This is a genomic window from Streptomyces sp. NPDC046716 (assembly GCF_040645755.1).
In the GTDB taxonomy this organism is placed as follows: domain Bacteria; phylum Actinomycetota; class Actinomycetes; order Streptomycetales; family Streptomycetaceae; genus Streptomyces.
Genome location: NZ_JBEYYU010000029.1, coordinates 22,282 through 35,340 on the forward strand (window position 1 = coordinate 22,282; position 13,059 = coordinate 35,340).

Annotated in this window: 14 protein-coding genes; 2 read left to right on the forward strand and 12 right to left on the reverse strand. The window is 71.1% G+C overall.

The features are described from left to right. Window positions 1-39: 39 nt before the first annotated feature. The 7 genes from ABZ930_RS22030 to ABZ930_RS22060 all read right to left on the reverse strand — a co-directional run bounded on the left by ABZ930_RS22030 (window position 40) and on the right by ABZ930_RS22060 (window position 6,555). Window positions 40-1,071, reverse strand: coding sequence for an NAD(P)-dependent oxidoreductase (locus ABZ930_RS22030; RefSeq protein ID WP_361550224.1), 1,032 nt, complete (start codon window positions 1,069-1,071; stop codon window positions 40-42). A gap of 81 nt (window positions 1,072-1,152) precedes the next feature. Further along, window positions 1,153-1,869: a lysophospholipid acyltransferase family protein gene (locus ABZ930_RS22035; protein ID WP_361550226.1), complete on the reverse strand. Its 717-nt coding sequence runs from the start codon at window positions 1,867-1,869 to the stop codon at window positions 1,153-1,155. Window positions 1,870-1,937: 68 nt separating this feature from the next. Continuing rightward, on the reverse strand, window positions 1,938-2,096 hold the full coding sequence (locus ABZ930_RS22040; RefSeq protein ID WP_181512557.1) for a hypothetical protein: 159 nt from the start codon (window positions 2,094-2,096) through the stop codon (window positions 1,938-1,940). Between the two features lie 101 nt (window positions 2,097-2,197). Next, window positions 2,198-3,154: a cytochrome c oxidase assembly protein gene (locus tag ABZ930_RS22045; protein ID WP_361550228.1), complete on the reverse strand. Its 957-nt coding sequence runs from the start codon at window positions 3,152-3,154 to the stop codon at window positions 2,198-2,200. A 118-nt stretch (window positions 3,155-3,272) separates the two neighbouring features. After that, on the reverse strand, window positions 3,273-4,298 hold the full coding sequence (locus ABZ930_RS22050) for a 6-phosphofructokinase (protein ID WP_111663521.1): 1,026 nt from the start codon (window positions 4,296-4,298) through the stop codon (window positions 3,273-3,275). A 245-nt stretch (window positions 4,299-4,543) separates the two neighbouring features. Then, on the reverse strand, window positions 4,544-5,278 hold the full coding sequence (locus ABZ930_RS22055) for a glutamine amidotransferase (RefSeq protein WP_111663520.1): 735 nt from the start codon (window positions 5,276-5,278) through the stop codon (window positions 4,544-4,546). A 38-nt stretch (window positions 5,279-5,316) separates the two neighbouring features. Next, window positions 5,317-6,555 carry a MurT ligase domain-containing protein gene (locus ABZ930_RS22060; RefSeq protein ID WP_361550231.1) on the reverse strand — a complete coding sequence of 413 codons (1,239 nt, stop codon included), beginning with the start codon at window positions 6,553-6,555 and terminating at the stop codon, window positions 5,317-5,319. Window positions 6,556-6,684: 129 nt separating this feature from the next. On the opposite strand from ABZ930_RS22060, the gene def reads away from it, so the two are divergent. Further along, window positions 6,685-7,233, forward strand: a complete 549-nt coding sequence (gene def / locus ABZ930_RS22065) for a peptide deformylase (protein WP_361550233.1) — start codon at window positions 6,685-6,687, stop codon at window positions 7,231-7,233. Between the two features lie 136 nt (window positions 7,234-7,369). On the opposite strand, the gene ABZ930_RS22070 is transcribed toward def, so the two are convergent. Beyond that, complete coding sequence (locus ABZ930_RS22070; protein ID WP_361550235.1) at window positions 7,370-8,023, reverse strand: TetR family transcriptional regulator; 654 nt, start codon at window positions 8,021-8,023, stop codon at window positions 7,370-7,372. 163 nt (window positions 8,024-8,186) lie between these two features. On the opposite strand from ABZ930_RS22070, the gene ABZ930_RS22075 reads away from it, so the two are divergent. Continuing rightward, window positions 8,187-9,413 carry an acyl-CoA dehydrogenase family protein gene (locus ABZ930_RS22075; protein ID WP_111663516.1) on the forward strand — a complete coding sequence of 409 codons (1,227 nt, stop codon included), beginning with the start codon at window positions 8,187-8,189 and terminating at the stop codon, window positions 9,411-9,413. 10 nt (window positions 9,414-9,423) lie between these two features. Here the strand turns inward: ABZ930_RS22075 and ABZ930_RS22080 are convergent, their stop codons facing one another. The 4 genes from ABZ930_RS22080 to ABZ930_RS22095 are packed head-to-tail and all read right to left on the reverse strand — an operon-like array spanning window position 9,424 to window position 13,041. Beyond that, complete coding sequence (locus ABZ930_RS22080) at window positions 9,424-10,176, reverse strand: SDR family oxidoreductase (RefSeq protein WP_361550237.1); 753 nt, start codon at window positions 10,174-10,176, stop codon at window positions 9,424-9,426. A 5-nt stretch (window positions 10,177-10,181) separates the two neighbouring features. Continuing rightward, on the reverse strand, window positions 10,182-10,745 hold the full coding sequence (locus ABZ930_RS22085) for a cupin domain-containing protein (RefSeq protein ID WP_361550239.1): 564 nt from the start codon (window positions 10,743-10,745) through the stop codon (window positions 10,182-10,184). After that, window positions 10,742-11,962: a cytochrome P450 gene (locus ABZ930_RS22090; RefSeq protein WP_361550241.1), complete on the reverse strand. Its 1,221-nt coding sequence runs from the start codon at window positions 11,960-11,962 to the stop codon at window positions 10,742-10,744. Before ABZ930_RS22090 ends, ABZ930_RS22085 begins: the two co-directional genes overlap by 4 nt. After that, a complete protein-coding gene (locus tag ABZ930_RS22095; RefSeq protein WP_361550243.1) occupies window positions 11,959-13,041 on the reverse strand; it encodes a type III polyketide synthase in 1,083 nt (360 codons plus the stop codon). The genes ABZ930_RS22090 and ABZ930_RS22095 overlap by 4 nt, the downstream gene beginning before the upstream one ends. Window positions 13,042-13,059 lie beyond the last annotated feature (18 nt).

Sequence of the window (13,059 nt, forward strand, 5' to 3'; positions counted from 1 at the left end):
TGACGAACGGCCCGGCCCGCCGAGGGCCGGGCCGTTCCGCTATCCGCGCGTCGCCAGCCAGGCGTCCTCGGCCGCGTAGTCGAAGATCCCGGTCGTGTACGAGGCCACCATCTTGGGGAAGCCCTCCTGCCAGTCCCGCTCCCGCAGCCGCGCGGCCAGCCACTCCACCGTCTCGGGCAGGGCCTCGGCGTACGTCGTGACCGGCTTGTACCCCAGTTCGCGCTCGGCGGCGGACATGTCGAGGAGCAGCGGGCGGGGCACCGACCACGGGGAGTCCCCGACGTTCGGCGCCGGGGGAGGCCCGTCGACGAGCACGGTCTCCGTCTCGACGTCCATCAGAGTGTCGATCATCGCGCCGATCTCGCCGACCGTGGGGTGGTCGGGATCCGCCCCGTTCAGCACCCGGGAGCCGGGGCGGGCCGCCGCGAGCCGCACCAGCTCCGCCAGGTTGTGCACGCTCGCCGGGTGGAAGCGGCTCTCGCCGTCGTACGCGAGCACGCGCGTCCGGCGCCCGTCCAGGTTCCGCTTCACGAAGTAGAGCTCGCGCGGGGTGCGGCAGTGCGGGCCGTACACGGCGGACGCGCGCAGCACGGTCGTCGGAAGCCGGTCACCGAGCGCCAGCAGATCCTGCTCGACCCGCACCTTGCGCGCCCGCGACCCGTCCCCAGGCGCCGCCGTCCGGCAGGTCTCCGGAATCGGCACGGGATAGTGCGGCCAGCCGTCCGGCTGGTCCTGCGTGTGGAAGCCGCGGCCCTGCTCGTCCTCGTACACGGCGGCGCTCGACATCAGGACCGCCGAACCGATCCGGCCGGCGAGCCCCACGAGCTGCCGCCCGTGGGCCGGGGTGAAGGCCACCAGGTCGGCGACGAGGTCGACCCCGTCCCCGACGAGCGCGGCCACCGCCGCGTCGTCGTCACGGTCCAGCCGCACCGACCGCACCTCGTCCGGCCAGTCCGCGTCCCGGCCGCCGCCGAGCGAGGCGGCCGTCACCGCCCATCCGTCCCGCGCGAGCGCCCGTACCGCCGGTCGCCCGATCTGTCCCGCCGCACCGATCACCAAAGCCGTCTTCATGCCCGGACCGTACGGTGACCGGGCCGCCGGTGCCCACGGTTTTCTGCTCACCGCAGAGCGGCCCGGCGGCGCGATCCGGACTCAGCTGAGGGGCATCCGCGGGAACTTCCGGGCCTTGGCCTCCTCGGCCTCCGCCTTCACCTGCGCCGCGTACTTGTCGACGTACTCCTGTCCGGACAGCTCCAGGATCGCGTACATGATCTCGTCGGTGACCGCCCGCAGGATCGCCTTCTCGCCGTCCATGCCGGCATAGCGGGAGAACTCCAGCGGCTCGCCGAAGCGGATGGTGATCCGGCGCATGCTGGGGATCTTCTGGCCCGGCGGCTGCGCCTCGAACGTGCCGATCATCGCGCACGGGACCACCGGGACTTGCGCCTTCAGGGCCATCGCGGCGACCCCGACCTTGCCCTTGTAGAGGCGGCCGTCGTGCGAGCGGGTGCCCTCCGGATAGATGCCGAGGAGTTCGCCGCGGCGCAGCACCCCGAGCCCCTCGCGGATCGCGGCCTGCCCCGCCTCCTTGCCGGAGCGGTCGACCGGGATCTGCCCGGCGCTGCGGAAGAAGGCGGCGGTGAGCCGGCCCTTCACCCCGGGCCCGGTGAAGTACTCGGCCTTCGCCAGGAACGTGATCCGCCGCTTGAGGATCGCCGGCATGAGGAAGTGGTCCGAGAACGACAGATGGTTCCCCGCGACGATCGCGGCGCCCTCGTCCGGAACGTGTTCCAGCCCCTCGATGCGCGGCCGGAACATCAGCCGCAGCAGCGGCCCGAGGATCACGTACTTGAGCAGTCGGTAGAACATGGCCGTCGCCTTCCCCCATGCAGCATTTACGGGCGCGAACGCACAGTAACCAATGCTCGGCCCGGGTGTCAGGGGTTGTGCGAGGCCACCATCGCCACCGTGATCAGGCCCAGCACGATCCAGCCGAACCAGAGCCAGCCATTGCTGCCGAGCGCCACCGTGTAGGCGGTCACGGCCACCAGGCCACCGACGGTGAACACGCCCATCGTCTTCGTGGATCCGGGCATCACACACCCTCCTCCCGGCAGCCGGGACGCCGTACGGCGGTGTTGTGCGGCGCCCGTGCCGCGGCCAGAAGGCCATCCTCACCCGGGAACGGCCTGTGGCGCTACTGCCCGCGTGCGTTCAGCGAGGCCAGGTAGGCGTTGTACGCCTCCAGCTCCTTGTCGCCGTCCCGGTCCGCGGCACGGTCCTTGCGCCGCGCCTGGCGCTCCTCGGACTTCTTCCACTGGAACAGCAGGGCGAGCAGGACCAGGACCGACGGCACCTCGCTGAACGCCCACGCGATGCCGCCGGCGGCCGTCTGGTCGGACATCGGATCGAGGCCCAGGGAGGCCGGCGGGTTCTCGAAGGTGCCGACCATCGTGGTGCTGGCCATCATCAGCGCGATCCCGAAGAACGCGTGGAACGGCATGCCCGCGAACAGCTCCAGCATCCGCATCACGTAGCCGGGCCGGTGCGGCCCCGGGTCCACGCCCATGATCGGCCAGAAGAACACCACGCCCACGGCGAGGAAGTGGACCATCATCGCGAGGTGACCGACCTGCGACCCCATCAGGAAGTCGAAGAGCGGGGTGAAGTAGAGGACGTACAGGCTCGCGATGAACAGCGGAATGGTGAACGCGGGATGCGTGATGATCCGCATGTAGCGGCTGTGCAGCAGCATCAGCAGCAACTCGCGCGGGCCCTTGCTGCCGCGCTTGGACGCCACCGGCAGTGCGCGCAGCGCGAGCGTGATCGGGGCGCCCATCAGCAGCAGGATCGGCGACAGCATGCTGATCACCATGTGCTGCACCATGTGCACGCTGAACATGACCATGCCGTAGTCGTTGAGCTTGGTGCACATCACCAGACCGATGGTGAGCACGCCCACGACGAACGAGAGGGTACGGCCCACCGGCCAGGCGTCCCCGCGTCGCGCCAGCCGGACGACGCCCCACCCGTAGAGCGCGAGGGCGAGGAGGCAGCCGACGAGGAAGAAGGGGTCGGCCGACCATTGAAGGCCGTTCCCCAGCGTGAACGGCGGCAGATCCATGCCGTCCATGCCGTGCCCGCTGTGATCCATCGGCCGGCTCCCGGTGCTCGATTCGTACGGATTGTGCGCCACCAGACTAGAACCGCCCCCGGCCGTGACATCGGCCGGGGGCGGTTCTCTGACGGGGTGGGGTCTTTCGGCACGCGCCCTAGAGGACGCACTCCGCCTCGGCGTACCGCTCCTCGGGAACCGTCTTGAGGGTCTCCACGGCCTCGGCCAGCGACACCATGACGATGTCGGTGCCGCGCAGGGCGGTCATGTGCCCGAACTCGCCGCGGTGCACGGCCTCCACGGCGTGCCAGCCGAAGCGGGTGGCCAGGACCCGGTCGTACGCGGTCGGGGTGCCGCCGCGCTGCACGTGACCGAGGATCACCGGCCGCGCCTCCTTGCCGAGCCGCTGCTCCAGCTCGATGGAGAGCTGGCGGGCGATCCCGGCGAAGCGCTCGTGGCCGTACATGTCCTTGACGCCCTCGTCGAACGCCATCGAGCCGGCGCGCGGCTTGGCGCCCTCGGCGGCGACGACGATCGCGAACTTCTTGCCCGCGTCGAACCGCTCGCCGACCTTCGCGGCCAGCTCCTCGATGTCGAAGGGGCGCTCCGGCACGACGACGGCGTGCGCGCCGGCGGCCATGCCCGAGTGCAGCGCGATCCAGCCGGTGTGCCGGCCCATGACCTCGACGATCAGCACCCGCTGGTGCGACTCGGCGGTGGTCTTCAGCCGGTCGAGGGCCTCGGTCGCGACCCCGACGGCGGTGTCGAAACCGAAGGTCACGTCCGTGACGGCGATGTCGTTGTCGATCGTCTTCGGTACGCCGACGATCGGCAGCCCGTTGTCGGAGAGCAGCCGGGCCGCCTTGAGCGTGCCCTCGCCGCCGATCGGGATGATGGCGTCGAGACCGAGGTCGGCGACATGCCCCTTGGCCCGGTCCACGCCGTCACGCAGATGGGCGGGCTGGACGCGCGAGGAGCCGAGGATGGTGCCGCCGCGGGCGAGGATGCCGCCCACCGCGTCCAGGTCCAGCTTGCGGTAATCGCATTCGAGGAGACCCTTCCACCCGTCGTGGAAGCCGATGACCTCGTCGCCGTGGTCGACGACGGCCCGGTGCACGACCGAACGGATCACCGCGTTCAGGCCGGGACAGTCGCCGCCTGAAGTGAGGACACCAATACGCATAAGCCCGGAATACCTTTGCAAACGTGGCCCGATGACCGGACCACGTCGTCCGGCGGGAATGCCCGTACCTTAGCGGCGCCCGGGGTGCCGCCCGTATGGGGCGTCCGCCAGGTGGACAGCCCCGCTCATATGGGCGCGGAAGCGCCCTTCAGGGGCGCGGGACAGTGTCCGTCGGCGGCTGCGCCGCGGGGCGCGATCAGCCACAGCGCACCCGCACACGCCTGACGGCAGAAGAGACCAGACGGTCAGGCGGGCTGCGCGGCGGTCGCGGAAGCGATCCGCTCGTTGCGGAGCGCCTCGTACCACCGGTCGTCGACGGGCGGCAGCGCGTTGACATCCAGGGCCAGCTTCAGCAGCAGGTCGGCGATCTGCGGGTTCCGCGCGAGCACGGGCCCGTGCATGTACGTGCCGAACACCGTGTCGTTGAAGGCGCCTTCGGTGCCGTCCCCCGTGCCGTTGCCCTTGCCGATGCGGGTGCGGGCGAACGGCCGGGCCGACGGACCGAGGTGCGTGATGCCCTGGTGGTTCTCGAACCCGGTCAGCGGCGGCAGCCCCAGCTGCGGGTCGATGTCGCCCAGCACGTCACCGACGCACCGCTCGCCCTCGCCGCGCGTCGAGACGACGTCGAGCAGGCCGAGGCCCGGCTCCCGCTCACCGAGGTCGTTGATGAACTCGTGGCCGAGGATCTGGTATCCGGCGCACACGGAGAACACGATGGCGCCGTTGGCCACCGCGCGCTGCAGGCCGCCGTCGCGGCGCAGCCGCTCCGCGGCCAGCCGCTGCGGCCGGTCCTCGCCGCCGCCGATCAGGTAGATGTCGCCGGAGGTCGGCACCGGCTGGTCGCTGCGGACGTCGGCCCGCTCGACCTGGAGGCGGCGCTGGTTGGCCCGGCGCTCCACCACCAGGGCGTTGCCCTGGTCTCCGTACGTGCTGAGCAGGTCGGGGTAGACCCACACGAGACGCAGGCTGCTGTCACTCATGCTCATGATCCTTCGCTGGCTCTCGTCGTCGGCCGGGGTCAGTTGCCGACGCGGCGGCGGACGTCCTGGAACGCGGTGTAGTTGGCGATCAGCTCGATCCGTCCGGGCGGCGACGCCTGCACGGCCTGGTCGATGGAGTCGCATACCTGGAACTGCAGGCCGGCCACCTCCAGACGCACCGCGAGGTCCAGCTTGCGGTCGCCGATGACGGCGATCGGGTGTCCGGCCAGCCGGGTGTAGTCGACGTCCCACAGCCAGGAGGTGTCGGTGCCGTCCGCGCCCCGCGCGTTCACCGAGAGGATCACCGGGGTCGGCGGCGGGTCGATCAGAGTGAACGTTTCGAGCCAGCCCGCCGGGTTCTTGGCGAGGAGCAGTCGCAGGTCGCGGCCCTGGAACTGCACGACGTCGTAGCGGCCGGCCACGGCCTGCACCTGGTACATCCGCTCCAGGGCGACCTGCGGCGGGACCCCGAAGCAGGCGGCGACGGCGGCGGAGGTGGCCGCGTTCGCCTTGTTGGCCCGGCCCGGGAGCTGGAGGTGGATCGGCCAGGCCGAGCCGTGCGGGTCGAGGACGTAGTCGCCCTGGAGGGCCCAGCTCGCCGTCGGGCGGCGGAAGCCGCACTCGCCGCAGAACCAGTCGTCGCCGGGGCGCTGCATCACACCGCCGCAGGCCGGGCAGGACCAGGCGTCGTCCTTCCACTCCTGGCCCGCGGCGACCCACACCACGTTCGGCGAGGAGGAGGCGGCCCAGACGACCAGCGGGTCGTCGGAGTTGGCGATGATGATGGCCTTCGAACCGGCCAGTCCCTCGCGCCACTTCTCGGCCAGCATGCGGGTCTCGGCGGCGCGGTCGAGCTGGTCGCGCGAGAGGTTGAGCAGCGCGATCGCCTTGGGGGTGACATCCCGGGCGACGCCGGCGAGGTACTTCTCGTCGACCTCGATGACGCCGAACTTGGCTTCCGAGCCGCCGGCCAGCGCGGAGGTGATACCGGCAGGCATGTTCGCGCCCAGCGCGTTCGAGACGACCTCGCCGCTCGCGCGCAGGGCCTCGGCGATGAGGCGGGTGGTGGTCGTCTTGCCGTTGGTGGCGGAGACGAGCACGGTGTCCAGGTGCTGGGCGAGCCGTCCGAGCAGCTCGGGGTCGAGCCTGAGCGCGACCTTGCCGCCGATCACCGAGCCGCTGCCGCGGCCTGCCGCGCGCGACACCGCGGCCGCCGCCTTGCCCGCCGTCACGGCGAGCTTGGCCCGCGGAGTCATCGACTCCGAGTTGCCTGCCATCTTCTTGGGTCCTCCTTGCGTACGGCGCCGCGCCTGCCCCCGGCATCGCTTTCCTGGCCCAGCCTATCGAGATCCCCTGACAAGCCCGAACTGCGGCTCGGGGTACCGGTCGACCGTACCCTTGCGCTCATGCGACACGGCTCTGTACCGGGCGCCTCCGGGCGCGTAAGACCCCTGACCCTGCTCGGTGACCCCGTGCTGCACCGCCCGTGCGCGGAGGTGACGGACTTCGGGCCGTCGCTCGCGGAACTCGTCGAGGACATGTACGCGACAATGTACGCGGCCGAGGGGGTCGGCCTCGCCGCGAACCAGATCGGTGAATCCCTGCAGGTCTTCGTCTATGACTGCGAGGACGACGACGATGTCCGTCATGTCGGTCACCTCGTCAACCCGCGCCTGGTCGAGGCGGACGGCGTGGTGATCCGCGGCCCCGAGGGCTGCCTGTCCCTGCCGGGCCTGGAGGCGGGCACCCCGCGCTTCGACCACGCGCGCGTGGAGGGCCAGAACCTGAAGGGCGATCCGGTGGTGGTCCACGGCACGGGCTGGTTCGCCCGGTGCCTGCAGCACGAGTGCGACCACCTGGAGGGCCGGATCTACGCCGACCGGGTCACGGGCTGGCGCCGCCGCCGCGTCCTGAGGCGGGCGTCGAAGGCGCCCTGGGCGAAAACGCCCCGCTAGGGGCGCGGGGAACGGTGCGGCGCCGCTCTGTCGGGGGCAAGTGGAATCGCCCCGCCAGGGGCGCGGGGAACTGCGCGACAAGCCACGACGGACCGGTACCCGGCGACGCACCGCACAGGCAACGGCGCCGTCCGGATCAGAACCCGGGCCCGCCCGCCTTGTCGCCCGCGGCGGCGAGTCGCCCCCACAGCAGATCGGCGAGCCCCCGCACCAACTCGGCCCGCGAGCACGGCCTTTCGCCGAGCCACCAGTCGCCGGCGGCGTGCATCATCCCGACGATCCCGTGCCCCCACACGCGCGCGAGCTGCTGGCTTCCGGGGCCGAGGTCGACCCGCTCCTCGATGACCTCGGCCAGTTCCTCGCCCATCCGGCGCAGCAGCGGTGCGGAGTGCCGCCCGACGTCGAACCCGGCCTCGACGGGGGCGCCCTCCGCCGGATGCATCAGGAAGCGGTAGACCTGCGGCCTGGCCTCGATCGCCGCGAGGTAGGTGTCCAGCGTGGCCTCGACCCGCTCGCGCCGCTCCGCGGGGGCGTCCAGGGCCGCCCGCAGCGAGGCGAGCAGGGCGTCGGTGTGCCGCGTGGCCAGGGCCGCGTACAGTCCGCCCTTGTCGCCGAAGTGCCGGTACAGGATCGGCTTGGTGATCCCGGCCTCCGCGGCGATGGCGTTCATCGAGGCACCGGGACCGTCCCGGAGCACCACGCGGTCCGCGGCCTCCAGCAGCTCGCGCCGCCGGCGCTCGGCGGCGGACTGCTGCTCCGCGCGCTGGTCGGTCCGTTGCCTGGTCTCCATGACGCTCTCCCCGCCCGTGCGAATGCTTGACGCACGCGAAAGGTAACACCCGCCGCCCGAGCGGGATCGAACGCTCGCTCGGAGGTTGACAGGGGCTACTGGCGAGTAACAGACTCTCGTTACCGCAAGTAACATATGCAGTGCACGCAGCCCTGGAGGGGTCATGGCCGAGTTCACGATGGATCTCAACGACGAGCAGAAGGAAGTCCGTGACTGGCTGCACGGCTTCGCCGCCGATGTGATCCGCCCCGCGGCCGCCGAGTGGGACGAGCGCGAGGAGACCCCCTGGCCGGTCATCCAGGAAGCGGCCAAGCTCGGAATCTACTCCCTCGACTTCTACGCGCAGCAGTTCTTCGACCCGAGCGGCCTCGGCATCCCGATGGCCATGGAGGAGCTGTTCTGGGGCGACGCGGGCATCGCGCTGTCGATCGTCGGCACGGGCCTCGCCGCGGTCGGCGTCCTCGCCAACGGCACCGAGGAGCAGATCGGCACCTGGATCCCGCAGATGTACGGCGATGTGAACGACGTGAAGGTGGCCGCCTTCTGCTCCTCCGAGCCGGACGCCGGCTCGGACGTCGCCGCCATGCGTACGCGTGCCGTCTACGACGAGGCCAAGGACGAGTGGGTGCTCAACGGCACCAAGACGTGGGCGACCAACGGCGGCATAGCCAACGTCCACGTGGTCGTCGCCTCCGTCGACCCCGCGCTCGGCTCCAAGGGCCACGCGTCCTTCATCGTGCCGCCGAACACCCCGGGCCTGTCCCAGGGCCAGAAGTTCAAGAAGCACGGCATCCGCGCCTCGCACACCGCCGAGGTCGTCCTGGAGAACGTGCGGATCCCCGGCTCCTGCCTGCTCGGCGGCAAGGACAAGCTGGACGAGCGTCTCGCCCGCTCGCGCGAGAAGGCCCAGAAGGGCGGCGAGCGCGTGAAGAACGCCGCCATGGCGACCTTCGAGGCCTCCCGCCCCGCCGTCGGCGCGATGGCGGTCGGCACCGCCCGCGCCGCCTACGAGGAGGCGCTGGAGTACGCCAAGACGCGCGAGCAGTTCGGCCGCCCGATCATCGACAACCAGGGCGTCGCGTTCCAGCTGGCCGACATGCGCACCTCGATCGACGCCGCGCGCCTCCTGGTGTGGCGCGCCTCCTGGATGGCGACCACCGGCAAGAAGTTCGAGAACGCCGAGGGCTCCATGTCCAAGCTGTTCGCGAGCGAGACCGCCAAGAAGGTCACCGCCCAGGCGGTCCAGATCCTGGGCGGCAACGGCTTCACGCGCGAGTACCCCGTCGAGCGCATGCACCGCGACGCGGCGATCTACACGATCTTCGAGGGCACGAGCGAGATCCAGCGCCTGGTCATCGCCCGCACCCTGTCCGGCATGCCGATCCGCTAGCGGCCCCCGGTCAGAAGTCGACCAGCGCCCCGCACGAGACGTTCACCGTGGCGGACGTCATCGTGCGGGCGCGGTCGCTGGCCACGAACGCGGCGACCTCGCCCACGTCGTCGAGGGTCGCCGCCCGGCCCAGCAGCGTGGGCTCGGTCAGCAGCTCGGTCAGCTCCGCGCGCCCCTCGAAGTCGGCCGGCAGGCTCTCCGGGATGCCGCCCGTCTTCAGGGTCACCACGCGGATCCCCGAGGGGCCCAGCTCGCACGCCCACTGCCGGCGCAGCCCCTCCAGCGCGTCCAGGGAGACCTTGAAGCCGCCCAGGCCCGGTTCCGTCTGCGTGCCGGAGCCGCCGAAGGCCAGCACCACGCCCGACCGCTGGGCCACCATGTGCCGGGCCGCCGCCCGCGTGGTCAGGAACTGGGTGCGCATCGTGTTCGCGATCGGAGCCAGGAACTCGTCGACCGTCAGCTCCGTCAGCGGCTTCTGCACGTCGCCGACGCCGATGAGGTTGAACGAGATGTCGATCCGGCCCGCCCGCCGCGCGACGTCGTCCACGAAGCCCTGTACGGCGCTCTCGTCGAGCGCGTCGACCTCGAAGGCCTCCGCGTTACCCCCGGCCTCCCTGATCGCGGCAGCGGCCCGCTCGGCGGGTGCCAGGGACCTCCCCGCGAGGAACACCGACGCCCCCTCGCGGGCGAAACCGCGCGCCGCCGCGCCTCCGATCGCTCCGCCACCGCCGTAGACGAGCGCGACTTTCCCGTCGAGCAACACTGGCCTCAACTCCTTCTGGTGGACCCGTCGTCGAGGTGTCCACCATGGCGCAACGGCGTCAGCTGTTCGATGTCGTAGCGCGAACGCAGCTCGGCGATGGCCGCGTGATCGGGCGGACCGCCCGCCGAGAGGATCTCCAGCAACTCCTCGAAGTAGCGCTCGTGATCCGGCGGGGGAGAGGCCTGGAAGAACATCTTCGCCGGGGCGCCCGTCGGATTGGCGAACGCGTGCGGACAGCCCGGCGGCACCACGATCACCGTGCCCGGCGTGGCCCGCACCACCGTGTCGCCCGAAGAGGACTGCCAGCGCCGCCAGTTGTCGGGAGTGCGCACCCGCGGCTCGAAGGCGAGCACGTCCAGCTCCCCTTCGAGGACGTAGAACAACTCCTCGCTCCGCGTGTGCACATGGGCCCCGACGTCGAATCCCGGCGGCACCACGACCTCGAAACTGGACGCGCTGCGCGAATGGTCCCCGGTGACCTTGAAGGTGACCTGCTGGGCGGCCGTCTGCACGGTGCGGCCGTGCCCGGGCGGCACCAGCAGCCCCTGCGCGGGTGTCAGCGCCGTCATCCGGTCGCCGACCAGGTCACCGGAAGGGCCTCGGGGCCGCGGATCAACGCGCCCTTGCGGAAGGGGACCTGCTCCGGGGGCACGTCGAGACGCAGCCCGAGGAATCGGTCGAGCAACGCCCCCACCAGCAGCTCCGACTCCAGCTTCGCCAGCATGCCGCCCACGCAGTAGTGCGGTCCGAAGCCGAAGGAGACGTGCGGATTCGCGCCCCGGTCGAAGTCGATGCGGTCCGGGTCCGGAAAGACGTCCGGATCGCGATTGGCCGCGAGGTACGACACGTAGACCGGGTCGCCCTCACCGATGCGCACCCCGGCCACGTCCACGTCCTCCAGGGCGATCCGGGAGAGGCCGACGGCGCTGCGGTGCGGAATGTAGCGCAGCAGTTCGTCGATGGCCCGGGGGCGCAGCGCCGGTTCGGCACGCAGCCGCTCGGCGAGATCGGGACGCGTGAGCAGGATGTAGACCATGTTGCCGCAGTTGTTCGTGACGGCCTCGCCGCCGATCTGCACGAGGACCGCGAGGCCGACCGCCTCGTCCTCCGTCAGCTCGCCCGCCCCGACCGCCGTGCCCAGCAGAGACGTGACGTCCTCGCCGCTGCCGTCGTCCCGCGAGCGGATCAGCCGGGCGAAGTAGGCCGACATCTCGTTCTTGGCGCGCTCACTGACCTCGGCCCCGTGGGCCGACGACAGGATCAGCTGCGTCCAGGTGTGCATCAGCTGCCGATCGTCCGCGGGCACCCCCATCAGCTCGCAGATGACGGCGATCGGGAACGGCGCCAGCAGCCGCTCGGTGAGATCGGCGGGCGGGCCGTCGCGCAGCAGGCCGGTCACCATCTCGTCGAGCATCTCCTGCGCGCGCGTGCGCAGACTCTCCACCCCGCGCGCGGTGAACGCCGCCGCCACGGCCCGCCTCAGCCGCGTGTGGTCGGGCGGATCGGCGAAACCCACGGCTCCCGCCTGCGGGATGAAGTGCGGTGCGAGCCGAGTGACTTGGCGCCCCACGACGGCCTCGCGGCTGAAGCGCGAATCGTTGGTCACGGTGCGCACGTCGTCGTAGCGCGTGACCAGCCAGGCCCAGCCCTCGCCGTTGGGCAGCTGGATGCGGGTCACCGGGCCCTCGGCCATCAGCTCGGTCAGCACCGGGTCGAAGTCGACCCCGTGCAGGTCCAGGGACGGCCACTGGCGGACCGGCGGCCTGATGGTGGTGTCCTCGGTCATACGGCGGCCTCCACGAGCGCTCCGCGGTCCTCCGAGCGCCGCCAGCGGCCCAGTGACATCTCCGCGGTGATCCCGGGCCCGAACCCGGCGAGCATGCCGCGGGCCGTGTCGTGCGCGCCGCCCTCGTCGAAGAGCCGGCGCAGCGCGTCCAGAACCACGGCACTGGCGATGTTGCCGTACTCCGTGAGCGTCGCCCGACTGAAGCGGAATGCGTTCGGCGGGACCTGGAGGAACTTGCTGAGGTCGTCCAGGATGCGCGGACCGCCCGCGTGAATGATGTAGAAGTCCAGCTCAGAGGCGTTCCAGCCATGCAGCCCCGCCAGTTCCTGGAGCGCCGGAGCGAGCGGTTCCATGGTGGTGGGCACCCGCTTGTCCAGCAGGAAGTGGAATCCGGTGGCGCGGACGTCGTACGCGATCCAGTCCTCGGTCTTCGGGATGAGGTACGAGCCGTTGCGCTCCAGGGTGATGCCGGTTCCGCCGCGCCCGCGCACCACGGCGGCCGCGACACCGTCGCCGAAGAGCCCGTTCGACAGCAGGGAGCCGATGCCCAGGTCGGTCGGCTGGTAGCACAGGGAGCAGAACTCGCAGGCCACGATCAGCGCGTTCGCGTCCGGATAGGCCGTGCAGAAGTCGTGCGCCCGGTTCACCGCCGCACCGCCCGCGGCGCAGCCCAGCTGGGCTATGGGTATCTGCCGGGTGTCACTGGAGAAGTCCATCTCGTTGATCAGCCACGCGGTCAGCGACGGCATCATGAAGCCCGTGCAGGACACGTAGATGATCACGTCGATGTCGGCGGCCCTGAGCTGCGCGTCGTCCAGCGCCCGCCGCACCACCGCGGGCACCCGGGCCTTGGCCTCCGCCTGATAGAGCGCGTTGCGGTCCTCGAACCCGGGGTGCTTCAGCGTCTCCTCGATGGGCTGCACGAGGTGCCGGGTCTGCACGCCCGTGTTCTCGATCAGGCGCAGAGCCAGCGGAAGCTGCGGGTGGTCGGCGTGGTGGGAGCGTGCCAGAGCGAGCGTCTCTTCCATGGTGATGACGTGTTCGGGCACGGAGACAGCGGGTCTGCACAAAGTGGCCATGAGCCTGCGCCTTCTGGT

Bases quoted from the DNA above. Each gene is read 5' to 3' on its own strand.
- ABZ930_RS22030 (WP_361550224.1), bottom strand. From the start codon at position 1,071: ATGAAGACGGCTTTGGTGATCGGTGCGGCGGGACAGATCGGGCGACCG.
- ABZ930_RS22035 (WP_361550226.1), bottom strand. From the start codon at position 1,869: ATGTTCTACCGACTGCTCAAGTACGTGATCCTCGGGCCGCTGCTGCGG.
- ABZ930_RS22040 (WP_181512557.1), bottom strand. From the start codon at position 2,096: ATGCCCGGATCCACGAAGACGATGGGCGTGTTCACCGTCGGTGGCCTG.
- ABZ930_RS22045 (WP_361550228.1), bottom strand. From the start codon at position 3,154: ATGGATCACAGCGGGCACGGCATGGACGGCATGGATCTGCCGCCGTTC.
- ABZ930_RS22050 (WP_111663521.1), bottom strand. From the start codon at position 4,298: ATGCGTATTGGTGTCCTCACTTCAGGCGGCGACTGTCCCGGCCTGAAC.
- ABZ930_RS22055 (WP_111663520.1), bottom strand. From the start codon at position 5,278: ATGAGTGACAGCAGCCTGCGTCTCGTGTGGGTCTACCCCGACCTGCTC.
- ABZ930_RS22060 (WP_361550231.1), bottom strand. From the start codon at position 6,555: ATGGCAGGCAACTCGGAGTCGATGACTCCGCGGGCCAAGCTCGCCGTG.
- def (WP_361550233.1), top strand. From the start codon at position 6,685: ATGCGACACGGCTCTGTACCGGGCGCCTCCGGGCGCGTAAGACCCCTG.
- ABZ930_RS22070 (WP_361550235.1), bottom strand. From the start codon at position 8,023: ATGGAGACCAGGCAACGGACCGACCAGCGCGCGGAGCAGCAGTCCGCC.
- ABZ930_RS22075 (WP_111663516.1), top strand. From the start codon at position 8,187: ATGGCCGAGTTCACGATGGATCTCAACGACGAGCAGAAGGAAGTCCGT.
- ABZ930_RS22085 (WP_361550239.1), bottom strand. From the start codon at position 10,745: ATGACGGCGCTGACACCCGCGCAGGGGCTGCTGGTGCCGCCCGGGCAC.
- ABZ930_RS22090 (WP_361550241.1), bottom strand. From the start codon at position 11,962: ATGACCGAGGACACCACCATCAGGCCGCCGGTCCGCCAGTGGCCGTCC.
- ABZ930_RS22095 (WP_361550243.1), bottom strand. From the start codon at position 13,041: ATGGCCACTTTGTGCAGACCCGCTGTCTCCGTGCCCGAACACGTCATC.